Below are 24659 nucleotides of genomic sequence, written 5' to 3'. Positions count from 1 at the left end.
TGTCAATCATATTAATTTCCATATAATAAATTATCCCTCAGGAGAACATTATAGAAGTAATCATTAATTCTACAACCGCTAAAATATTATAAACTCTACCCTTCGGCTTATAGCCTTCCATCTGGTATTCTTTGCGAAAACCCTTGCGCCCTTTGCGGTTAAACGAAAAAAGACCAAGGCTTTTGGTCCTGGTCTTCTTAAATATTTAAAAGGATTTTGTTTTTATTTTAAGTAATAAATCACAGCATAAATAATGGCTGCTAACGTAGCCGAAACCGGAATGGTTAAAATCCAGGCCCAGATTAAGTTGATGGTTACCCCCCAACGTACTGCTGAAACACTTTTTACCACACCTACACCTACAATTGATCCGGTAATGGTATGTGTAGTAGAAACCGGAATACCAAAATGTTCTGTAATACCTAAAGTTACTGCTCCGGCACCTTCGGCAGCAACACCCTCCAGTGCAGTTACCTTAGTAATTTTCGACCCCATGGTCTTCACGATTTTCCAGCCACCGCTCATGGTACCTAATGAGATGGCCGAATAACAGGCAATTGGCACCCAGGCAGGCATCGCTTCAAAATCAGGAATTACTTTAGAGGCAATTAAAGCGGTAGCAATAATCCCCATTACCTTTTGTGCATCGTTACCCCCGTGAAAAAAACTTAATGCAGCAGAAGACAACAATTGCAGGCGTTTAAACCATTTTTCGGCAGTTGCCGGCTTGGCATAACGACAGATGTTGATAATGATCAGTGTTAATACCACCGAAATTACCATACCGATAATTGGCGCCAAAACAATAAAGGATACAATTTTAATTACATACTGCATATTTACGGCATCAAGCGGACTCGCACCTGTAAGTAAAGCATGTGTCATCCCGGCACCTGCAAAGCCACCAATTAGGGTATGCGATGAGCTCGAAGGAATACCATACCACCAGGTTAACAGGTTCCACATAATAGCTGCCAGTAAACCTGCAAAAATTACATGTAGTGTAATGTAGTTTTCGATAACTGTTTTAGCAACTGTGTTGGCCACTTTGTGGTCGGTAAAATAAAAGTAGGCAGCGAAATTGAATAATGCAGCCCATAAAACCGCCTGGAAAGGCGTAAGTACTTTTGTAGAAACAATGGTTGCAATCGAGTTGGCGGCATCGTGAAAGCCGTTAATATAATCGAAAGCAATAGCCAGAATTACAACAACAACCAATAAGGTAGTTACCATGTTTGTTTTTTATTAAGCGTTTTTAACCAAGATCGTTTCAAGCACATTCGCCACATCCTCACACTTATCTGTCGCTTTTTCTATCGTTTGTAAAACCTCTTTTTGTTTAATTAATTCAATCGCATTGGTTTCGTATTCAAATAAACGTGCTACCGCTAATGTAAATACATAATCAGCCTGGTTCTCGCCACTGTTGATGCGGATACAGGCATCAGCAATTACGCGGATGTTTTTAAAGCTGCGCAGTTCTTTAATGGCTTTATCAATATCGGTACACATTTCTACCAAAAGCTCGGCAATTTTAACAATAGGCTCATTAATGGCAATCATGTTATACATCTGCATGCGGTTTGCAGTACCATAAATATAATCGGCAACATCATCTACGGCAGTAGCCAATGCATGAATGTCTTCTCTATCGAATGGCGTAATAAAGTTCCTGCTCAGTTCAAGAAAAATCGAATGGGTAATATCATCACCTACATGCTCTAAGCGCTCAATTTCTTTAAAAATTGTTTTTCTGCTTTCAGCATCACCCGTACTAACCATTTCTAAAAGGGTTTCCGCAATTTTTAATGCATTGCTACCAGCTTGTTCGAAAAGCGGATGAAACTTTTTGTCTTGAGGTGTAAAGAACTTAAAAATATTGTTCATGTTAATTTTTAATATGTTGCAAAGCTACAAGCCCAATGTTAAGTTAATGTTAATTTATTAATTATATTAACTAATTGCCGCATTGTTTTTCAGATATAGCTAATTGATGTAGCTTTTAACCCGCTGAACACCAATAATTAAAAAATGCTTTGGCTAGCTGAAGTCTCATTACACGAACTTTGAACAGGTATCATCAGATCATCACCGTAAAAAGGATGTTAAACTTACCCCCCTTTTTGTAACGTAAAGGCAAAGGTAGTTCCGATACCTGGCGTACTTCTTACCGAAATAGTTTGTTGGTGCGCTTCTAAAATATGTTTTACGATAGCTAAACCTAAACCGGTACCGCCAACTTCTCTTGCCCGGTGGGTATCAATACGGTAAAAACGTTCGAACAGGCGCGACAGGTGTTTTTCTTCTATGCCTATACCATTATCGGTAACTTCAATCAAAACCTGATCGTGCAGCTCGAAAATTTTAATGGCGGTTTCGCCTCCATCAATGCCATACTTAATGCTATTGACCATTAAGTTAATCAAAACCTGCCTGATTTTCTCGCGATCGGCAGAAACAGGTGTGAGAGCAGTATACTTATCTTTAAAAAAGAGTTTAATATTTTTTGCTTTGGCGCGATCTTCAAGGTTTTCCATTACCTCTTTCGCCAGTTGTACAAAATCGAATTTTTGATAATTGATTGGCGATTCTCCCGTTTCCAACTTTGAAATAACGTCTAAATCCTTGATCAAATAACTCAGTCGTTCTACATTGTTTTCAGCTTTCTTTAGAAATAAAACAGCCTGATCGGGATCATCTACCAGGCAATCCTGCAAGGTTTCGATATAACCTTGAATGGCAAAAAGCGGCGTTTTAAACTCATGCGAAACATTCGAAAGAAATTCTCTCCTAAACTGCTCTTGCTTTTTTAACAAATCAATTTCTTTTTTCTTTGCGCCTGCCCATTCTTTTACTTCCTGTTCTACATCATTAATCGGATCGGAGCTCACATACTCACCAAGCGCATCTTTTAAATCTTTACCCAATTTAAGGTTATGGATCAGCTTGTAGATGAGTTTAATTTTAGTGTAAATGTATTTCTCCAGCAGATAATAAAAAACCAAAAAACTGCTCAGAAACGATACCCCAAACGAGATAGCCAGATAATACCAGCTATGCTGAAAATAAAAATTAACCATCCCGATGGAAAGACCAACAGCAAGAGCAGTAAATAAAACCAGCACACTTAATTTCATACGGCAATTTAAAGCTTTTATGTTAAATAGGCGTTAAGTTAAAGGTTTAACTTAACGCCTGCAGTTAAACAGAATTTATATATGCATCCTGTACCTTTTAGAAAACAGACGTTTAGTCTTCCATAGCTGCTACAGTCCCGCCATCATTTATAGTTCCCGCAGCGCTCCGGTCTATTCCACTCTGTCAGATTTAGCTGGTACAGGCCTGTTTCTAAAACCATACAAAAAAAGCTTTCCCTTTTGAGGAAAGCTTTTAAAATATGGGTAAGGATACTTATTTCTTCGTTGAATCGGTTTTAGCCGGAGTTGAAGTTGCAGGTTTAGTGCTATTTAAATTGCCACCGATCGGAGATGGTGATGGTGTTTTATTTAAACGCTCCTGAATAGCCGAGTTTCCTACTGCAGCACTACCACCGCTGGTTTTAGCAATTGTAGTAACGGCCAGGGTTAACACCACAATTAGTGTTAACAATACCCACGATCCTTTTTCTAAAACATCGCCGGTACGTTGCACACCAAACATGTTACTGGTGCCACCACCTGTAGCTAAACCGCCACCTTTAGGGTTTTGTACTAAAACAAATAAGCCTAAGGCTATGCACGCAATAATTAATAAAATGATTAAAAAGGTTACCATGGTAATATTATATTTTAAAATTTCTTTTCTATAGATTGGATAAGGTCGGCAAAGTAACGGCTTTTTTCCGGATATTTCAAACTTAATTTTTTATAAGTATCTATGGCTTTGTGATAAAGCATTTGCTCGATGTAAATTTTGGCCAAAGTCTCCGAAACAAGGTCGTAATTGTCTTCCGCACTTTTCTTGGCTTTATTTTCATTATCGATCTGTTCTGGCTTAGGTGGCTTGATGGTTGGATCTTCTTTTAAGAATTTCTCGATAATTTTGGCGCCTTTTGCATCTTTAATTTCGGCTGTAGGATATTCGGCTAAATGATCGGCTACCTCGAAAGGGGTTTGGATGTGAAAAATATGTTCAACATACTGTTGCTGAAATTCAGTGCTTTCTTGCTGTTGTTTATTTTGCGGCCGCGGTTTGTGATGATGATGAGCATCAGGGTGCGCATAAGGCTGAAAAATCTGCTCATGCTCCTTACGGGTTTTCGCTAACCACCATAAAAAAGTGTATGGCAGCTTATCATCGTTATATTGCGAAACAAAATTCCTTTCCGGCTCGTCTGGTACTACCGTTTCAATTTCCGGCGCAGTGCCAACCACATCGGTACTTAATTGCTGCTCAAAGGCAAAGAAATCTGTAGCAGCCACACTTTCAATAAAGGAATCGTTATCCGCCGGCGAATCCCTCAAATGCCTATCCACACCTTGCAGGCCATCTGGTGTTTGCAGGCTTGCCTCCAGATCTGTAGCGGACAGGCTTTCATCTGTAGATTCATTTGTTTGCGTCAAAACTTCCGGCTCCTCCTGCGTAAAGGCTATATTGGTATCAGCTTCCTCTTCCTGCTTTGCCTCCTCAACAGGAACCATATTTAGTACATGGAACAATACATGCCCCTGACTATATAATGCGGCTTTTGGAATAAATGAAGCATTGGCTTTAGCTAAAAGCAAATGGATAGGCTGTGCATACGGAAATTGCTTAACCATTTCCTGCAACATGGATGCATGCTCTGGCCTAACCTTTCCAGGTTGCGCAAGTAAATCTACCAGTAGCTTTTTGTTATCCATTATCGGGGTTTGCCGCTAAGTTAAAAAAATGTAAACGGGTTCTGAAAATTTTGTCTTTAGAATGCTGCTTTATTTACCACTGTGCAAATGCACGGTTAAAAATATCTTCCGATAATTGTTTATTGATATTTTCGATAGCACCAGGCAACAACGTTTGAATCGGTGCGCCATTAACCGGAAAATCAAAATACTTGGTAAAGCTCTCTTCAAAACTTTCTTTTTCGTGTTCTTTTATATTGTTTTTATATTTTACCGAAACGGTTATGGTTAATCTGTTAGCACCAGCAGTAGGCGTAGCACTATTTTGAAGTGCGACCGGTTTAATATCGTAACCTGTTATTCTACCTTCAAAAGATGCATCTCCCTCGCCTGTTGGAGAGATAATCAACTTTGTTTGGTTGCGTATACGGCTTTTTAACGATTCCGTAATCTGGTTACTTAATGTTGGTACCACTAAAGGCGCATTATTTTCAAATACCCGAACAACCACCGTTTTTAATCCTGTTGTAGATGCTCCGCTGAATTTATAAGAGCAGGCACTAAAAACCGAAGTGAGCAGGATTAAGGCAAATATTTTTATTTTCATCATGATCAGAAAGGCTGTCTAATTTTGAGGAACGTGCTTTATGGAGAATTTGATACAAGCGCTCATTTACAGGTTTAATTCTTTAATTTTCCTGTACAAGGTCCGTTCTGAAATGCCCAACTCCTGTGCAGCAAACTTACGCTTACCCTTATGCTTTTTTAAAGCTTTTTTAATCAGGTCTGATTCTTTATCCACCAGCGATAGAGATTCTTCTACTTCTTCAGCCTCGTGCGCAAAATAATCAGTGTTGTTATTATTGTTTACGTTATTAGTGCCTTGTGCAGGGTGCTGAATGGTAAAGGCCCGCTCTTGCCCTACAGGCAATTCTACATCACGGTACAGCTGATTGATATACTGCGGATTATCTGCCAAAACCGTAGCGGTATTTCCACCGTGCTGAATAATTTCGGCAACCAATTTTTTAAGCTCTACCATATCTTTTTTCATATCAAAAAGAACCTTATACAAAATATCTCTTTCTGTAAAATCTTCTTTCGACTGAGCATTGATCGCCATGGGCAGGTTACTGCCCGCTTCGTTCGGGATATAGTTTAAAATGGCCTGCCCGCTTACATTCCGGTCTTTTTCCAATACACAGATCTGCTCAGCAATGTTTTTTAACTGGCGAACATTACCCGGCCAGCTATAATTGGTTAAGATCTGAATAGCATCCGGCTCCAGGTGTAATGCCGGGCTACGGTATTTATCGCTAAAATCGGCCGCAAATTTTCTGAATAACAAGTAAATGTCTTCTTTACGCTCCTGCAAAGCTGGTATACGCAGTGGAACGGTATTTAACCTGTAATATAAATCCTCACGGAACTTTCCATTTTTAACGCGGTTGTATACATCCACATTAGTGGCTGCAATAATACGAACATCAGTTTTTTGCACTTTAGAAGAACCCACACGTAAGTATTCGCCACTTTCCAAAATACGCAGCAAACGGGCCTGTGTGCCTAAAGGCAGCTCGGCAACCTCGTCTAAAAAAATGGTACCACCATTGGCCACCTCAAAATATCCTTTACGGGCTTCGTGCGCACCGGTAAATGATCCTTTTTCATGACCAAAAAGTTCAGAATCGATTGTTCCTTCTGGGATAGCCCCACAGTTTACTGCTATAAAAGCACCATGCTTACGGGCACTCATTTGATGGATAATTTGCGAGAACACCTCTTTACCACTCCCACTTTCACCGGTTATTAATACCGACATATCTGTTGGTGCTACCTGGCTCGCTATATCTATGGCACGGTTAAGTAAAGGCGAATTGCCAATAATACCGAAACGCTGCTTAATATTTTGTGTATCCATTTACGCTTTCTAAAGTTACGCCACACTGTAATTGTTTCAGTGTCTTTCAATTAACATGCTGAAAAAAATCCGATAGCTATCGGATCAGCATGACGGATTTTTATGATACTATTTTACCGATTAATGTAGCGGATGTACATTTTTCGATATACACATTTGCATACTCACCTGGTTTAACGCCCTCAATGGCCGGAAAAATAGCCATCGCTCCACTATCTCCCCTTCCGCAATAATCAAGATCAGATTTTTTTGAAGTACCCTCAATCAAAACCCGAACAGTTTTTCCTACCCATTCTTGCAAACGCATTAAAGAATGTGCCTGTTGTTTGGCTAAAATTTCAGCCAAACGGCGTTTTTTCACTTCTTCCGGAATATCATCTTCCAATTTACGGGCTGCTAAAGTACCTGGCCTTTCAGAATAGGTAAAATTATAGGCAAAATCATATTGCACGTAATCCATCATGCTCAGGGTTTCCTGATGCTCTTCTTCTGTTTCTGTACAGAAACCAGCAATGATATCGGTAGAAATTGCACAACCCGGAATAATGTTGCGGATGGCATCAATACGATTGATATACCATTCGCGGGTGTAAGTCCTATTCATCAGTTCCAATATGCGGGTATTTCCCGATTGAACAGGCAAGTGGATATAATTACAGATATTATCGTATTTGGCAATAGTATATAAAACCTCATCGGTAATATCTTTTGGATGTGAAGTAGAGAAACGTACCCTTAAATCCGGACTAACCAATGCCGTTTGCTCCAAAAGCTGCGCAAAATTAACGGTTTCTGTACCATCTTCAGACGTCCAGGTGTACGAATCTACGTTTTGTCCCAAAAGTGTAACCTCCCTGTAACCGGCTTCAAATAAGGCTTTTGCTTCTTCTATAATGGAATGTGCATCACGGCTACGTTCTCGTCCACGGGTAAAAGGCACCACGCAGAAAGAACACATGTTATTACAACCACGGGTAATGGATATAAAAGCGGTTATGCCGTTGCTGTTTAACCGAACCGGACTAATATCCGCATAAGTTTCTTCTCGGGATAATAAAACATTAACGGCCTTATGCCCACTTTCTACCTGCTCAATCAGGTTAGGCAGATCGCGGTAAGCATCTGGCCCAACCACCACATCAACTAAACGTTCTTCTTCCAAAAATTTAGACTTTAAACGTTCGGCCATGCAGCCTAAAACCCCAACAATCAATTTTGGATTACGGCGTTTTTCAACACCGAACTGTGATAGCCGGTTTCTGACCCTGGTTTCTGCATTTTCGCGGATAGAGCAGGTGTTAATGAAAATTACATCTGCCTGGTGATAATCCCCCGTAGTTTCAAATCCCGTTTCAGATAAAATAGAGGCAACAATTTCACTATCCGCAAAATTCATGGCACAGCCGTAGCTTTCGATATATAGCTTACGGGCATCAGCTTTAACCGGTGTATCTAAAATTAAAGCTTCACCTTGCCTGGCTTCATCGTGTGTCTTATCCTGTACTTGTAAATCAATCATTATTAAAAAACATTTTGGGGATTGCAAAAATACATAAATAAAATTAAAAGTGACAATTTGACATATTTTGTTTAAATGTTTACAGTACGATTATGATAAATGTGAATCATAAGGTTTCCTTATCCATGGTAATGATTTGTTAAAGAGACCGGAAGCTTATTTGCAAAGCAAAGGAGCAAACGATTTTGCTTATCCTATCCTTTCGCTCCTCAAAATTGATAGCTTCTAATTATAAAACGAGTCAATTTTTTTTGGAAACGGAGGCTTCGCTGTAAATGGCGGACTGCAGTCCCGCCCCCGCTTCTGCCTCAATTGAAAAAATTGTGGCATCACGCTACGGTCGGGTTTAGCTAACCGCTGCTCTTGCTACTATGAAGGGTTTTAAAGCCACTGCCCTAACGATCCTGGCCCTTGGCGAAGCGGTACCCTGCAGGCCGGGAGGCACGACGGCCGAAGCGTACAAGCAAAGCAAAGGAGCAAACGATTTTGCTTATCCTGTCCTTGCGCTCCTCAAAATTGATAGCTTCTAATTATAAAACGAGTCAATTTTTTTTTGGAAACGGAGGCTTCGCTGTCAATGGCGGACTGCAGTCCCGCTCTTGCTACTATGAAGGGTTTTAAAGCCACTGCCTTAACGATCCTAGCCCTTGGCGAAGCGGCACCCTGCAGGCCGGGAGGCACGACGGCCGAAGCGTACAAGCAAAGCAAAGGAGCAAACGATTTTGCTTATCCTGTCCTTGCGCTCCTCAGAATTGATAGCTTCTAATTATAAAACGAGTCAAATTTTTTTTTGGGAAATGGAGGCTTCGCTGTCAATGGCGGACTGCAGTCCCGCGCCCGCTTCTGCCCCAATTGAAAAAATTGTGGCATCACGCTACGGTCGGGTTTAGCTAACAGCTGCTCTTGCTACTATGATGGGGTGTAAAGCCACTGCCCTAACGATCCTGGCCCTTGGCGAAGCGGTACCCTGCAGGCCGGGAGGCACGACGGCCGAAGCGTACAAGCAAAGCAAAGGAACAAACGATGTTGCTTATCCTGTCCTTTCGCTCCAAAAAAAACATTTTAACCTTAAAGCATCCAACCGTCCCTCCGCTTTGGTCTTTTAGCTTGACACTAAAAAACCTTTCGCGCTCCTATCTGTTACGTAGGGATAAGCCACGATAAATGATAGCGCAGCATAAAAGTAAAATTTGGGCCTGGATAGGAAGCATATTCGGCATATTGATTTTAATTGTTGCATTTGGTGCGATGTTTTTAAGCGCCCGATGGAAGCCCATATTGACCGAAAAAATTAAAGCCGGCATTTACAATGGCTCCCATCATTTGTATCGGATAGATTTTAAAAGCATTAATTTAAATGTCATTACAGGCAGCATGGCCTTGCGCGATGTTACATTAATACCCGATGAATCTGTTTTTGATAGCTTGAAGAAAAAACAATTGGCTCCCGCCCATGTTTTCGAACTTAGATTAAAAAAATTGCAGATTAGCCGTGTTGGTATACTAACCGCCTACTTTAAAAAGCGGATAAACGTAAATGAAATCCTTTTACAAAAGCCATCTATCAATATGTTTTTTAATAAGGTAACCCAAAAAGCCGACAGCATAAAAGATGAAAAATCACTTTATGAACAGCTTTCTAAAACCTTTAAATCCGTACATATAAAAAGCATTAAAATTGTTGATGCAGATTTCGATTACATCAACAAAACCGCTTCGAAAAAAACCAAAAATTCAATTAAGCACCTGGATATTAACATCAATGATTTTTTATTGGATTCTCTTTCAGGCGATGATACCACCAGGTTTTACTATACTAAAGATGTATCGTTTCAGATTGCAGGCTATAAATCGGTAACAAAAGACAAAATGTACACCATGAAAGTGGATACCGTTAAAGGCTCTACCTCATCAAAAAAGATAACAGTTAAAGGATTTAGACTCACACCATTATATAATGAACTTACTTTTGCAAGAAAATACAGGATCCAGAAAGACCGATACAATTTAAGCTTTGATAAAGTGCAGTTCAATGGAGTAGATTTTATTGGTTTAAATACCGACCAAAAATTATATGCCAAATCTTTAAAAATTGGCCCCGCCAATGTTGAAGTATTTATGAGCCGCGAATCGCCACCGCCGCCGGGGTTCGATAAGGGCAGGAACTATCCACACGTGGCATTGAAAAGATTAAACATGCCTGTACTCATTGATACGGTATGGCTAAAGAACATTAATGTTAAATATGCTGAATTCAACCCGGCAAGTAGAAAAACCGGATCTGTTGAGTTTAAAGCACTAAACGGAACCATTTTAAATGTAACCAATGATAGTTTACAATTGCGTAAAAAGAACCATGCGCTGGCAGATTTAAACACACTTTTAATGGGTACCGGAAAGCTGAATGTAAAAATAGATTTCAACCTTACCGATAATAATGGTGCTTTTGCCTACAGTGGAAATTTAGGCAAATTTGATATGAAAAACCTCAATCCGTTAGCCAAAGCACTGGGCTTGGTAGAAATAGAAAGTGGAAATATACAGCATGTTGATTTTAAGGCCAACGGAAATTTAAGATCTGCAACAGGCACGATGACCATGTTGTATACGAACCTGAAAGTAAAACTCCTATCAGACAATATTGATGGCGAGGGAACCAGGGAAAAAGGTTTTTTGTCTTTCCTGGCCAATACCATTTTGGTTAAAGATGAAAATCCACAAAAAGGAGAAGCACCAAGAACAGCCAGCATGACGAATACCAGGATCAATTCTGCCTCCTTTTTTAACCTGATGTGGAAAACCGTTTTTGTAGGCATTAAGGATATTGTAGGTGTTGGCATCGTACCTGAAAAGGATCCGGTAAAACAGCAAAAAGTAATTGCAAAAAAGGTAAGGGAACAAAAAAGGGCAGACAGAAAAGCTGCACGAAAAGCCCGCAGAGAAAAAAATTGATCTTCCGTTTTTCAAATATATGTTTATACCGTATATTGCTAATAAAACACCATCTCTCTTTTTTTAATGCCTGATACCAAAAAATACCGATATAAAGTTTTTAAATGGATTGCAGGTACTCTGCTACTTGTGTTTATCGCACTTACCGGTATCGCCTGGTTTTTAAACGTAAAGTCGCGCCCTATCTTAACGGACAGGATTAAAACACTGCTCTATAAATCAACAGATAGTTTATATACCATCAGTTTTACCAAAGTATCTACCAATATTTTTACAGGCAATGCCACCTTACAGAATGTAGAAATCACACCTGACACTAATCGTTTCAGGCAGCTTATTGCCTTAAAAAGAGCACCGAACAATCTTTATACTGTTCACTTAAAAAAACTGGTGGTAAAACGCTTCCACCCGTTAACGCTCTACCGCGAAAAAAAACTGCAGTTAGAGGAAATTATATTTGATAAACCCAAGGTAACCATGGTTAATCGGCAATTTGCCTTTAACGAGGGTCGCGCCCCCAGGCCCATTAAATCGCCTTATGATATCATTTCCAAAAATCTGAAAGAATTTAGCATCAAAACCATCCGTTTTAAAGATGTAAGCTTTACATATGTGAATAAAAATGTACCCCACTCAGTGCCTTTCGATATTGATGATCTTAACATTACGCTAACTGATTTACTGGTTGATTCTACCTCTGCTGATGACCCCAGCCGATTTTATCTGTTGAAAGATATTGTGATCAACTTAAATAATTATGTATACCGTACACCTGATAAAATGTACGACATTAAGCTTGATCAGCTGGATTTTAGGGCTACAACGGGCAAATTAAGGATAAATAGCTTTGCATTGGTTCCGTTGTATGATGAAATGAAATTCGGCAAGGTTGCAGGTTATGCCAGGGAGCGTTTTGATATTGGCATGCGTGATATTATGCTCAACGGCATAGACTTACCGCTTTACATCAGCAAACAGGAACTGTGGGCAAAAGAAATGGCCATTGCCAATGGTTCTGTATCTGTTTTTAACCAAAACGGACTCCCGACAAAACCTCAGGAAAATAAGATCGGTAAGTTTCCCCATCAGCTGTTGCAGCTTGTTAAAACACCCATTCTGGTGCAGAAAATCCAGTTGAAAGATGTGAATATCAACTATTCCGTTTTTAACAGTGAAAGTAATGAAAGAGGGCGCATTAGCTTTGAAAACACCTCTGGAATTATAAAAAATGCCACTAATCTTGATAATATTAAGGCCATAAACCCAATGATGGAGGTTAACTTAAATACCTATTTATTTGGCCAGGGGAAGCTTGATGTAAATTTTATGTTCAACCTTACCGCTAAAGATGGTGCATTTTCTTATCACGGCGTTTTACATAATTTTAATGCACGGATTTTAAACCAGATTACCAAACCCCTCGGCCTGGTGCGCATTAACCGCGGCAGTGTAGATCAATTGAGATTCAGTTTTAAAGCAAACGATTTAGGCACAAAAGGTACGGTAGCATTTTCTTATTACGACCTTTCTGTTGCCCTGATGAAAAACGATCCCGAAAAAGATCACCTGGTTACGCGTGGTTTTCTTTCTTTTTTAGCCAACGCCTTGATTATTAAATCTGAAAACCCCGGTGCAGACGGCAAACTGGTACCGGTAACCGTCAATTACAGCCGGCCTTCAAATACTTCTTTCTTCAATATGATCTGGAAAGGCCTTTTTACCGGTGTGAAATATAGTATAGGGATTACCGAAGAAAAGCAGAATAAAGTACGAGAGCATATTGCAAATTTTAAAGCCATGCGTGCCAATCATTTAAAAAGGAAACAAAAGCGGTTGGAACGTAGAATAAAACGCGAACGGGAGCAAAATGAAAAGCGATAACATGTTGTCACCTTTTCTTATCTTCGCTAAACCTTAAACTAAAAATTATGATTATTGCCCTCGTTATCATCGGATTCATTTTTCTTATCGGTATTTTCTTTTACAACTCGCTTATCGGGAAGAAAAACCAGGTAACAAATGCTTTCTCGGCTATTGATGTTATGCTTAAAAAACGATTCGACCTTATTCCAAACCTGGTTGAAGTAGTAAAACAGTATACCACTTATGAGCAGGGAACCTTAACCAAAATAGTTGACCTGAGATCAAAAGCCGGCGTACCGAATATGAGCAACGCCGAAAAAGCAGATTTAGATGCACAATTGAGCAGCAATGTAAGAAGTTTAATGGTAAACGTTGAAAATTATCCTGATTTGAAGGCCAATACCAATTTTATTAACCTGCAAACCACCTGGACGGAGAGTGAAGAACAGATTGCCGCTGCCAGAAGAACTTATAACGCTTCGGTAACCGATTATAATAATTCGATTATGATGTTTCCAGGGAGTTTATTTGCAGGGATGTTAAACTTCCATCCAATTCCTGTTTTAGAAACCGCAGCCGAAGAACGCAAAAACATTAGTGCAAAAGAACTCTTTAATAATTAATGTTGTCGAATATTGCAAATAATGTAGCCTTACAACAAGTATTGGCTACTATGGAGGTAACGCGCAAAAGAATTGCCGCAACACAAACCAAAGGTTATATTTTTATTGCAGCAGGTATTCTTATTTGTATTTTAGCCTTCATACTGGGCTTTCCGGTTCCTGGTGTAGTTGTTGGCTCAATCCCATTAATATACGGCGGTATTCTGTTATTTAAAATCAACGATTCTTTAACAGCTTACCGGAATGACTACAAAACGAATGTAATTGGTGCGGCGCTTAAATTTTTAGACGAAAGCCTATCTATAAATCCTTACCAGGGAATTGCGGCTTCGGAATTTATGTACACACAATTATTTACCCAAGAGCCTGATCGTTATAAAACAGAAGATCTCGTAACCGGGTGTGCGAATAAAACCCGGTTTTACTTTGCCGAGGTACATGCCGAATATAAAACAGTAACCCAAACCAAAAACGGAACGCGAACAGAGTGGCACGATATTTTTAAAGGAATTATATTTGCTGCTGATTTTAACAAAAACTTTAATGGAATAACCATATTACGCCCTAAAGGCTTCGCCAATGCACTAGGAGCCTGGTTTTCAAAAAATGTGTTCTCTTTTGGGGGAAATGATGTGGTAAAGCTGGAAAATCCTGATTTTGACAAAACTTTTATCACTTATGGTTCTGACCAGGTAGAAGCACGTTATATTTTAACCCCGGCATTAATGGAGCGTATCTTAAACCTGAATCATCAAACAAAATACGACATTAGTTTATCCTTCATCGAATCGAGGATGTATATTGCTTTCCCTTTGAACCGCAATTATTTTGAAGCCCCGATATTTAAATCTTTAATGAATGCTGAAGCCCTGGATAATGATGTTACAACCGTAAAATTTATGTATGATATCGTTCAGGAGCTGGATCTGAATACCAGGATTTGGGGGAAGGAATAACTTCCGAAGCTTAACTCGGGCATAAAAAGGGATACTTCGGAAGTTTATCAAAGGCCAGTCTAAATTTACGAAGTTTGCCTGCACACCGGCGTATTGAAACTTCATGAGTCTTAAGCACTAACTCAAATGTTTTTTTACAATCTCTTCAAGCGCAGCAATATCAAAAGGTTTCGACAGGTAGCTATCCGCACCGGCTTCTTCAGCGAGTGAAGAGATATCATTATTGGCCGAAAAATAAATTACCGGAATATGTTTTAAATCGGGATGGCTTTTTAAAGCTTTCGTAGCCTGTATTCCGCCCAGATCGGGTAACCAGTTATCCATGAAAATTAAATCAGGCATATATGCTGCAACCTGTTCTTCTATGTTATTGGCACTTTCAGATGTTTTTATTTCATACCCTGCATCTTCTAAAATAAATGTGCACAGATCAAGGATATCCTTATTATCATCAAAAACAAATACTTTTTTTGTAACCATCATATTAACCTCCGAAAAGCTATTAATCATTTAATTTATTTATATAATCAGCCATATTGCGGCTATCTAATATTACATGTGGCATCACATTCAGAACTGCCTGCTGCGGCATATATGGCATTACCGCCGTACTTGGGTTTTGTATAACCACCGTACCGCCAAAGTTATTCACATTTTTTAATCCCTCAACCCCATCTGAATTGGAGCCGGAAAGCAAAATACAGACTAATTTTTCTTTAAAAACTTCAGCTGCTGATTGGAAGGTAACATCAATTGATGGCCGGGAATAATTTACTTTTTCAGAATAATCTAAAGATATACTCCGATCTTCCTCTATCAGCATATGATAATCTGCAGGGGCAATAAAAACTTTACCTGGTATTAAAAATTCTTTTTCTTCTGCTTCGCCAACGGCTAATATAGTACGTGATTTTAACAAATCGGTTAAAAGAGATTCATTATTGGCCTTCCGGTGAACTACTATTACGATAGGAAAACGGATATCCGTTCTGAGGGCCGGAAAAATTTCGAGCAGAACATCTAAACTACCGGCCGAGCCACCAATAATTAAGGCCTCACAAGATGCAGAACCTATAGTTTTCGCCATATTTTCTCCATTTTAATCCTTTTATACTCTTTCGCCTTTGGCCAAAACTCCAAACTCTCTTTACTTCCAAGGGCAAGATAACCTAATTTCTCAATGCTACCGTCAAATAGGTTAAAAACCTTATGTTGTAGCTCCTTATCGAAATAGATTAATACATTTCTACATAAAATGAGCTGAAACTCGTTAAAAGAGTGATCAGATACCAGATTATGCGTAGAAAAGATCATCTTACGGTTTAAGCTTTCATCAAATTTAGCTAAAGAATAGTTTGCAGTGTAATAGGCAGAAAAATCTTTTAAGCCGCCTGATTGTAGGTAATTCTCTGAATATTGTTTTAAGTAGGTTAAAGGAAACATGCCTTTTTTTGCCTTTTCTAAAACCGAAGGATTAATATCTGTAGCGTAAATGAGTGATTTATGCAGCAAATTAAGCTCTTTCAAAACAATGGCAAGCGAATAGGCTTCTTCTCCGGTAGAACAACCTGCCACCCAGATCCTGATAAACGGATAAGTGCCCAGCACCGGCAGTACATCATTCCGTAAAGATTTATAAAAAGAAGGATCGCGGAACATTTCGGTAACATTAACCGTAATTTCTTCTAAAAAACGCTTAAAATATTGCTTGTCCGTTTTAACGGTATAACGAAATTCGGCAAAACTTACAAAATTATCCAGTCCGTAAAGGCGTATAATCCGCCGCTTTATCGATGCGTGAGAGTATTCCAGAAAATCGTAACCATGATTTTCTAAAACATCATTCAACAGGATTTCTACCTGTTCATTATCTATCACATCACTTATCACCAGCTATTTTGTAAAATTTTCTATTTGCTTTAATAACTCATCAACATTTATCGGTTTTGAAATATAACCCGATGCACCTGCACTCAGGCAACGTTCCTTATCTCCTACCATGGCCTGGGCAGTTACGGCCAATATGGGTATGCTCCGCATCTTATCCGACTTTTTCATAACAGCCATAGCCTGATAACCATCCATATCCGGCATCATCATATCCATTAAAACAATGTCAACATGATCGTGCTTTTCTAAAACAGAAAAGCCTTCCTGCGCACTTATAGCAGATAAACATTCAAAACCTTTGGCCTTTAAAACAGCTTTTAAAGCAAAAATGTTTCGGTTATCATCATCAATGATGAGAATTAATTTTTGAAGAGGCATAAAATAAAATAGTTTATGATGTATGATGATTTTCGTATAACCAAACTCTTAACAATGAGATCAACTGGTCCATATCTACCGGTTTACTGATGTAATCGGATGCACCAGCGGCAATGCACTTTTCGCGATCGCCCATCATCGCTTTTGCGGTAACGGCCAAAATAGGCAGGTTGCGGTATTTGATATCCTGCCTGATGGCTGTTGTTGTTTCGTAACCATCTAGTTCGGGCATCATCATATCCATCAAAACCACATCAATTTCGGGGTTTTCGTTCAAAAGTTTAAGGGCTTCTTTACCATCAGTGGCCGCAACCACTTTCATCTGGTGCTGCTCTAACATCTTGGTTAAGGAGAAGATGTTGCGTACATCATCATCCGCTATCAGAACCGTTTTACCAACCAGCACATCCTGCAGTTCGGAAAACTTTTGAGGTATTTTGTTTTTCTCCTTGCTTTTTTCTTCTACCAGGTGCAGGAAAAGGCCAGCTTCATCGAGAATCCGTTGGTAAGAATGCGCGGTTTTGACCACAATCGAATCAGCATATTGTTTAATCCGGTTCTCCTCTCCTTTTGACAGGTTTTTACCTGTGAAAATGATAATAGGCAAATTCTCTAAACCAGGTGTTTTCTTTACTACTTCCAGCGTTTCATAAGCATGTTTATCCGGAATGCCCATATCCAGAATCACGCAGTTTACCTCCGGCCTATGTAAGGCAGAAACACTTTCATTTACCTGGTTCACAATTTCTGTCTGAATATTGAAATTGCTTAAGAAGTAACTTAGCGCTTTAGCGTGCTGTTCATTTTCTTCTACAATAAGTACTTTTTTAGGATGACGGCTTAAAGCATGCTCAAGTTTCGAAAATATCTCTTGCATATGCTCAAAAGCAAAAGGTTTATTGATAAAATCTACTGCGCCTTTTAATAAACTTTCTTTCTTCACCTGCAAGGAAGACATGATGTGTACCGGAATAGGACGTGTAGCAGGATCGGATTTCAGCTCCTCCATTACCTGCCAGCCATCTTTAACAGGGAGTTGGATATCAAGTAAAATAGCAAGCGGTTTAAACGTTTTCGCCATTTCAATCCCTACGTCGCCGCGAACAGCAACCAACCCCTTGTAGTTTCTTTTCCTTGTAAAATCTAAAAGTGTTTTGGCAAAAGGGGTATCGTCTTCCACAATTAAAATCACTTTATCATCAGGCCCGATATCGTTACGGTCATCCTCGATTTCCTGGGGAATATTTCCAACCGTTAAATGGCTTACTTTTTTTACCGGGGTTTCGAATGCTGTTACGGGTTTCTCTGTTTGGGGTTCTATACTTTCAAAACCTTTATTTTTATCAATGGGTAGGGTAAGTGTGAAAACACTTCCTTCGCCTTCAGCACTTTTTAAATCGATATATCCGCCCAATAGTTTAGCCAGTTCTCTGCTAATGGAAAGCCCGAGACCCGTGCCACCAAACTTACGGCGCGTAGAGCCATCAGCCTGTTGAAAAGCTTCGAATATCATGCCTTGTTTTTCGGGAGCAATACCTACGCCTGTATCGGTAACTTTAAACACAAGTGCGCCCAACTTATCATTTTTATCGATATCCAGCGTTACCGAACCAACGGTAGTAAATTTAATGGCATTTGATAGCAGGTTTTTAATAATCTGCTCCAGGCGCATTTTATCAGTGTGAAAAAATTCAGGAACTCCCGCCGATTTTTCAATAACGAAGTTTAGGTTCTTATCTTTAGCTAAAGGGTTAAATAGCGAGCGCATACCGGAAACGATATCGTCAACCTTAACATTTGTCCGATCGAGTTCCATTTTGCCGGCCTCAATTTTAGAAAGATCTAAGATTTCGTCGATTAAACTTAAAAGTCCTTGTCCAGAGCTTTGAATAACCCCGGCATATTCCTGGTGTTCGGGATCCATAGCCTCATTTTCGGCCATTAATCTTGATAACAACAATATTGAGTTGAGCGGTGTCCTTAACTCGTGTGACATGTTGGCCAGGAACTCTGATTTATATCTTGTACTCAGTTCTAAGGCTTCTGCCTTTTGCTGGATCTCAATATTGCGCTCTTCAATCAGTTCATTTTTTTCCTCCAGTAAGCTGCTTCTTTCTTCAAGCTCCTGGTTACTCTGTAACAGTTCTTCCTGTTGCACACGTAATTCTTCTTCGCTGGCCTGAAGTTTCTGGGCCTGAGCTTCGAGTTCTGCATTTAAACCCTCCAGCTCGTTATGCTGCACCTGTAACTCTTCTGATTGTGCCTGCGTTTCCTCTAACAACTGCTGCAATTTAAACCTGTTCTGTGCACCCAATAAAGCTGTGCCAACATCAGATAAAATCAGCTTCAAAAAGTGTAATTGCAGCTGGCTATACCTATCAATGGTACCTAATTCTAATCCACCTATCGAAATTTCGTTTCTAATGATGGGCAGTACAATTAACTGTGCAGGCTTAATTTTCCCAGTGGCGTGCGTAATAGTCAGTTCGTTCTGCGGAACATCATTTAACAATATAGGCTTACCTGATTTAACTGCCTGGCCAATTAAGCCCTGTCCAAGCTCAAGGGTTTGAGTTAAATTTTGCCCTTGAAGTGCGTATTGCCCCTTTAAATGCAGGTATCCATCATCTTTAAATAAATAAATGGCACCGATCTGGCTATTGGTATAATTGGCCAGAAACTCAACAATATCGTCTGCCAACTGGAAAACGTCTTTTTCGCCAACCATTTTAACGTTTAGATTAGCTACACCTGTTTGCAACCACTCATTCTCCTCTAAAGCGTCAAAAGATTTTTTTAACGACAATGACATGGTATTTAACGATTCCGAAAGTTCGCCAATATCATCCTGGCTTTGGCTATCGAGCTTTACGCCATAATTGCCATTAGAAATTTGAACGGCAATTTCTTTAATGGCAGCAATGCGTTTTTCCATCTCATATTTTTTATCTTCAATTTCCTGTTGAAGTTTAACGCGTTCGTCAAAATCGATTGATACTCTGCGATAAAAAAACAAGGTGATCATGATGGCCAGAAGTGCCGCAATTAAAATCAGAATTGGGGTATAGGAAGTAAGTTTATTTAATTCATTGGTTCTTTCTTCCAGTAATCTTTTCTCTTCGGCTACCATTTTGCTTACAATCGACCTGGCATCATCCATATAAAATTTGCCCTGAAACAAAACGGTCGGATCAATAGCACCGCCCAAAGTTTTAATCTCTATAGTCGATTTAATGATACCCATTCGCTTAAGAAGGATATTTTTAAGTGCAGCTACATTATTTTGCTGAAAGCGATTGTCCCTGGTAATGAATTCAACTTTTTTCAACAATACAGCTGCCGAATCGCTGGCGCCATAATATGGTGTCAAAAACACCTTGTTTCCTGTCAATAAAAAGCCCCGCTGACCCGTTTCGGCATCTTTTAAATAGGATATCACACGCTCAGCATTTAAAATTACCTCATCACTTCGTTTAACCAATTCGGTACTTTTAATCAAATTACCAATACTGATGTAAGAAGCCAGGGAACTGATAAACAGAATAATTAGCGATAAGCCGAGGCCTAAACGCAAATTATTTTTAAGAGTTGTTTTCATTAATATGGGTTAAGGATAATTAGATTTGATTTTTGAGGATTTCTTCTTCTGTTGTAGGAATAATAAAATAGAATTCAGAACCTTCATCCGGTACACTGTTTACGCCTATTGTGCCACCATGGCGGTTTATGATTTCCGAACAGATGTATAAGCCAATCCCAAGACCGTTAAACCGGTTACTGTTTTCTTCTACCCGATAAAATTTATCGAAAATTTTGTGCTGCTGTTCTTTTGAAATGCCGATACCAAAATCTTTTACAGCCAGATAAAGTTTCCCATCTCTAATGTTTATGGTTACATTAACCTGATTGGTTCCGGGAGCATATTTAATGGCATTGGTAATAAAATTGATAACCACCTGTTCCAGCCGCATTTCATCACCAAAGATCATTTCATGCGTTTGACCCAATTTACTGATTTTAAAGTCGGGATTAGATTGCTGCAACATCTCAATCGCATTGTTTACCATATTATCAGCACAAAAAGTTTTCATATTAAACTTCATCTTTCCGCTCTCGATTTTTGAGATATCGAGCAGATCGACGATTAATTCGTTTAATTTTTCGAGTTGAATACTGGCTTTTTCGAGATGGCTCTGGGCCATGTCTTTGTCATCCCTTTTAAGGCTCCGCTGCAACAGCTGGATATAGCCCTTTACACTGGTTAAAGGTGTTTTTAACTCATGACTGGCAATGCTGATAAATTCGTCCTTTTTATTTTCGGCCTGCTTTCTGAATTCAATTTCCTTGAGCAGTTTTTCCTGCACTTCGTTAAGTTTTCTATTCTGTTCGTAGATGCGATAAAACGTTTTAATTTTAAGAAGCAAAACATGAATATCAACTGGTTTGGTGATGTAATCCAACCCCCCGCTACGGTATCCTTTGGTGATAAATTTCAACTCGGTATTTACAGCAGAAAGAAATATGATGGCGGTCTCTTTTGCTTTGCTAAAACCAGAAATGGTTTCGGCAACCTCAAAGCCATCCATATCTGGCATCTGTACATCGAGAATAATCAGAACATAGTTGTTTTTTAAAACTTTTTTCAGTGCTTCCTCCCCGGATGATGCGGTATCAACCTCAAAATTATGTGCCTGGAGTACTTTCTGTAACGAGATCAGGTTTTCTGGCCTGTCATCAACTATAAGGATCATCTTGATTAAAACAAATAAGAAGCCGGGATAATTATGTTTGGTTTAGAGATAAAACCTCTTTAACTGTAAACAAACAGCCAAGGTTTTAAAAAAGTTTTGATTTTTTATAAATTATTTGAATTGAAGGTATCGCCCTGTTTAATATCCCCCGTTTCGAAGCCTTTTTTAAACCAGTACATCCGTTGTGCAGAGGTACCATGGGTAAAGGAATCAGGTTGCACTTCGCCGGTAGCCTGTTTTTGCAATTTATCATCGCCAATAGCATTGGCTGCCGTTAATGCCTCTTCTATATCGCCCTCTTCCAATTTAAAATCTTTAAGGTTTTGGGCATTGTGCGCCCAAAGTCCCGCAAAGAAATCGGCTTGCAATTCTAATTTCACCGATAAGCGGTTATACTCCTTTTCGCTAACCTGACCGCGTGCCTGATCCAGTTTTTCCGAAATGCCCAATAAGTTCTGGACGTGATGACCAACCTCATGTGCAATTACATAAGCCTGCGCAAAGTCTCCGGCAGCACCGAAACGGTTTTTTAAATCATCATAAAATGATAAATCGATATATACTTTATGATCGGCCGGGCAATAAAATGGTCCCACATTAGCGCTGGCATTTCCACATGCAGTTTGTACCGCATCTCTAAACAGCCTGAGCTTAGGATATTCATATTGCCTGCCCATGGCCTTAAATTCTTGATCCCATACCTGCTCGGTTGATTCTAACACACCTGCAACAAACTTTGCCTGTGGATCGTTTGCCGGTACACCCTGCTTAACCTCTTTAGTACCTGTAGTAGCCGGAATCTGACCAACCAAACCTGTTAAATCTTTGCCGAAAATTAAGCCGAGCACCACAATGATGATACCCACACCCCCACCAAGTATGGTTTTTCCGCCACCGCTGCTTCTACCATCTTCTACATTATTACTGCCTTTACCAAACCATTGCATAGTCTATATTTTAAGTTTTATGGATAAACCTTAATTAGGGACAAATTGTTATACTAAAGTATAAATTATTTTTATTGATTTATTCTTTTAGGTTGTGGCAATAAAAAAAGCCGATTTCCGGTAAAGTTTGCGGTAACTGGCTTTATCTTATAACGTTATCAACCAGATCTGTTGTATCGCGGAAGGCGGCTAGGTAAACCTGGCCTTAAGCGGGATAACAGCAATTTATTTCAGAATACTTTACCTTAATAAGGGTTCTGAAATAAAATTCACATGACGACCGTTTAAAAAAAATAACGAAACAAGGTCAAAAAAGAAATCAAGGTTTAAAAGGCTTGACTTCTCTGCATATACTTAAATAATATTATGCGTTAAAAACAGCTATCGCTTTGGCTATTCTTGCCTGAGTTTCAGCTACGCCGAGTAATACCGCAATATCAAAAACGCCTGGCCCAAATTTACCGCCCACCAGCATAATCCGGAAAGGCAGCATCAATTCGCCCGGTTTAAAACCTTTTTCTTCTGCCAGGGTTTTAAAGGCAGCTTCAGCAGAAACGGCATCATTTAAAGTTAACTCAGCAGCAAAACGATTAAAGAAATCAGCCTTTTCAGCTGTCCATTTAGGTTTTACCGAATTCACATCGTATGTTGCAGGTGAGGTAAAAAAGTAACTGCTCTGTGCCACAAAATCAGGCAATAAAGTGCAACGATCTTTAATAAGATCAATCACGGTATTTAAGAAGGCATCGTCATTAACAGTAACGCCCGCTTTTTCGAGTTCGTTTTTAACGCTAAACGCTAAACGCTCTCCGCGCTCTGCTTTAATCCACTCGTGGTTATACCATTTAGCTTTTTCGAAATCGAATTTAGCCCCTGCTTTGCTAATCCTTTCTATCGAGAATTTTTCTTCCAACTCTTTTAACGAGAATAATTCCTGGTCAGTACCATCATTCCAGCCTAAAAGGGCCAACATATTGATAAAAGCTTCAGGCATAAAACCCATTTCTTTAAATCCCCTGGTTACATCGCCGGTTTTAGGATCAGTCCAGTTCATGGCATAAACCGGGAAACCTAACCGGTCGCCGTCGCGTTTGCTTAATTTTCCATGTCCATCTGGCTTTAAGATCAAAGGCAGGTGTGCCCATACCGGCATATCGGTTTCCCAGCCTAAATATCTCCAAAGTAAAATATGTACCGGCGCAGAAGGCAACCACTCTTCTCCCCTAAACGCATGAGTAATTTCCATCGCCTTATCATCAACCACAACAGCTAAGTGATAGGTTGGCATTCCGTCGGCTTTTAACAATACTTTATCATCAACCAAGGCGGTTTCAAAACTTACGTCACCACGGATTAAATCATTAAAATGTACAATTTCATCACTTGGCACTTTAATGCGGATAACATGCGGCGTTTTATCGGCCAATAACCCTTCAACCTCACTAACAGTAAGGGTTAAAGAATTACGCATCTGCATGCGTGTGGCCTGCCCATACTGGAAATTTGGAATTTCTTTACGTTTGGCCTCTAATTCTTCCGGGGTATCGAAAGCATAGTAGGCATAACCATCACTAATTAACTGTTCGGCAAATTTACGATAACTGGCTTTGCGTTCGCTTTGGCGGTACGGCCCATAAACGCCTGGGTGATCGGGGCTTTCATCTGGTGTAATGCCGCACCAGTCTAAACAGTTTACGATATATTGTTCTGCGCCTTCTACAAAGCGGTTTTGATCGGTATCTTCTACTCGAAGTACGAAAGTTCCATTATTTTTTTTGGCAAACAAATAATTGAACAGGGCAGTACGCACACCGCCTAAATGCAAACCTCCGGTTGGGCTTGGGGCAAATCTTACTCTAACTTTTTTATCCATGATTAAGCAAAGAGCAGGGAGTTATTAGCTTAGAGCCATGGTGTAATCCATGCTCAATGCGCCAGGCACTATGCTCGGTACAAAGATATATTTTTCATCCGTTTTTATCTGTTTTCATCTGCGATGAAGCGGATAAGCATTCAATATGATTAATGGAAGGTTTTGA

At 39.6% G+C, this 24659-nt stretch carries 20 protein-coding genes; 4 read left to right on the top strand and 16 right to left on the bottom strand.

Translation table 11 applies throughout. The annotated features are described in order from the left end of the window. Positions 1–222: 222 nt before the first annotated feature. From ACK1I8_RS18930 to miaB, 8 genes are all read right to left on the bottom strand, one after another. Positions 223–1233 (bottom strand): inorganic phosphate transporter, encoded by a 1011-nt coding sequence (locus tag ACK1I8_RS18930; protein WP_412466843.1) that lies wholly within the window; start codon positions 1231–1233, stop codon positions 223–225. A 12-nt stretch (positions 1234–1245) separates the two neighbouring features. Next, positions 1246–1887 (bottom strand): DUF47 domain-containing protein, encoded by a 642-nt coding sequence (locus ACK1I8_RS18925; protein ID WP_186462304.1) that lies wholly within the window; start codon positions 1885–1887, stop codon positions 1246–1248. A 224-nt stretch (positions 1888–2111) separates the two neighbouring features. Further along, a complete protein-coding gene (locus ACK1I8_RS18920) occupies positions 2112–3137 on the bottom strand; it encodes a sensor histidine kinase (protein ID WP_412466842.1) in 1026 nt (341 codons plus the stop codon). A 274-nt stretch (positions 3138–3411) separates the two neighbouring features. Then, positions 3412–3774, bottom strand: coding sequence for a preprotein translocase subunit SecG (gene secG, locus ACK1I8_RS18915; RefSeq protein ID WP_412466841.1), 363 nt, complete (start codon positions 3772–3774; stop codon positions 3412–3414). A 14-nt stretch (positions 3775–3788) separates the two neighbouring features. Next, positions 3789–4841, bottom strand: a complete 1053-nt coding sequence (locus ACK1I8_RS18910) for a hypothetical protein (protein ID WP_412466840.1) — start codon at positions 4839–4841, stop codon at positions 3789–3791. A gap of 73 nt (positions 4842–4914) precedes the next feature. Beyond that, positions 4915–5430, bottom strand: a complete 516-nt coding sequence (locus ACK1I8_RS18905; protein WP_317614800.1) for an LptE family protein — start codon at positions 5428–5430, stop codon at positions 4915–4917. Positions 5431–5493: 63 nt separating this feature from the next. Continuing rightward, a complete protein-coding gene (locus tag ACK1I8_RS18900) occupies positions 5494–6741 on the bottom strand; it encodes a sigma 54-interacting transcriptional regulator (protein ID WP_412466839.1) in 1248 nt (415 codons plus the stop codon). 100 nt (positions 6742–6841) lie between these two features. Next, a complete protein-coding gene (gene miaB, locus ACK1I8_RS18895) occupies positions 6842–8260 on the bottom strand; it encodes a tRNA (N6-isopentenyl adenosine(37)-C2)-methylthiotransferase MiaB (protein ID WP_412466838.1) in 1419 nt (472 codons plus the stop codon). A gap of 1164 nt (positions 8261–9424) precedes the next feature. On the opposite strand from miaB, the gene ACK1I8_RS18890 reads away from it, so the two are divergent. From ACK1I8_RS18890 to ACK1I8_RS18875, 4 genes are all read left to right on the top strand, one after another. Beyond that, positions 9425–11212, top strand: a complete 1788-nt coding sequence (locus tag ACK1I8_RS18890) for a hypothetical protein (RefSeq protein ID WP_412466837.1) — start codon at positions 9425–9427, stop codon at positions 11210–11212. A 66-nt stretch (positions 11213–11278) separates the two neighbouring features. Further along, positions 11279–13093 (top strand): hypothetical protein, encoded by a 1815-nt coding sequence (locus tag ACK1I8_RS18885; RefSeq protein WP_412466836.1) that lies wholly within the window; start codon positions 11279–11281, stop codon positions 13091–13093. Positions 13094–13140: 47 nt separating this feature from the next. Next, positions 13141–13698: a LemA family protein gene (locus ACK1I8_RS18880; RefSeq protein WP_412466835.1), complete on the top strand. Its 558-nt coding sequence runs from the start codon at positions 13141–13143 to the stop codon at positions 13696–13698. Further along, entirely contained in the window at positions 13698–14654 is a 957-nt protein-coding gene (locus ACK1I8_RS18875) for a DUF3137 domain-containing protein (RefSeq protein WP_412466834.1), read from the top strand. Before ACK1I8_RS18880 ends, ACK1I8_RS18875 begins: the two co-directional genes overlap by 1 nt. 117 nt (positions 14655–14771) lie before the next feature. On the opposite strand, the gene ACK1I8_RS18870 is transcribed toward ACK1I8_RS18875, so the two are convergent. From ACK1I8_RS18870 to gltX, 8 genes are all read right to left on the bottom strand, one after another. Further along, positions 14772–15164 (bottom strand): response regulator, encoded by a 393-nt coding sequence (locus ACK1I8_RS18870; RefSeq protein WP_293784780.1) that lies wholly within the window; start codon positions 15162–15164, stop codon positions 14772–14774. Beyond that, a complete protein-coding gene (locus ACK1I8_RS18865) occupies positions 15157–15741 on the bottom strand; it encodes a chemotaxis protein CheB (protein ID WP_412466833.1) in 585 nt (194 codons plus the stop codon). The genes ACK1I8_RS18870 and ACK1I8_RS18865 overlap by 8 nt, the downstream gene beginning before the upstream one ends. Next, a complete protein-coding gene (locus ACK1I8_RS18860) occupies positions 15726–16541 on the bottom strand; it encodes a CheR family methyltransferase (protein WP_412469393.1) in 816 nt (271 codons plus the stop codon). The genes ACK1I8_RS18865 and ACK1I8_RS18860 overlap by 16 nt, the downstream gene beginning before the upstream one ends. A 6-nt stretch (positions 16542–16547) precedes the next feature. After that, positions 16548–16922 carry a response regulator gene (locus ACK1I8_RS18855; RefSeq protein ID WP_412466832.1) on the bottom strand — a complete coding sequence of 125 codons (375 nt, stop codon included), beginning with the start codon at positions 16920–16922 and terminating at the stop codon, positions 16548–16550. A 13-nt stretch (positions 16923–16935) separates the two neighbouring features. Then, entirely contained in the window at positions 16936–20520 is a 3585-nt protein-coding gene (locus ACK1I8_RS18850; RefSeq protein WP_412466831.1) for a response regulator, read from the bottom strand. A 19-nt stretch (positions 20521–20539) separates the two neighbouring features. Continuing rightward, positions 20540–21673 carry an ATP-binding protein gene (locus ACK1I8_RS18845; RefSeq protein ID WP_412466830.1) on the bottom strand — a complete coding sequence of 378 codons (1134 nt, stop codon included), beginning with the start codon at positions 21671–21673 and terminating at the stop codon, positions 20540–20542. 104 nt (positions 21674–21777) lie between these two features. After that, complete coding sequence (locus ACK1I8_RS18840; protein WP_412466829.1) at positions 21778–22620, bottom strand: neutral zinc metallopeptidase; 843 nt, start codon at positions 22618–22620, stop codon at positions 21778–21780. Between the two features lie 364 nt (positions 22621–22984). After that, positions 22985–24493, bottom strand: a complete 1509-nt coding sequence (gene gltX, locus ACK1I8_RS18835; RefSeq protein ID WP_412466828.1) for a glutamate--tRNA ligase — start codon at positions 24491–24493, stop codon at positions 22985–22987. Positions 24494–24659: the final 166 nt, after the last annotated feature.

This window comes from Pedobacter sp. KLB.chiD (genome assembly GCF_047040275.1).
In the GTDB taxonomy this organism is placed as follows: domain Bacteria; phylum Bacteroidota; class Bacteroidia; order Sphingobacteriales; family Sphingobacteriaceae; genus Pedobacter.
Note: the sequence above shows the minus strand (reverse complement) of the source record. Positions and strands in the feature narration are given on the sequence as shown.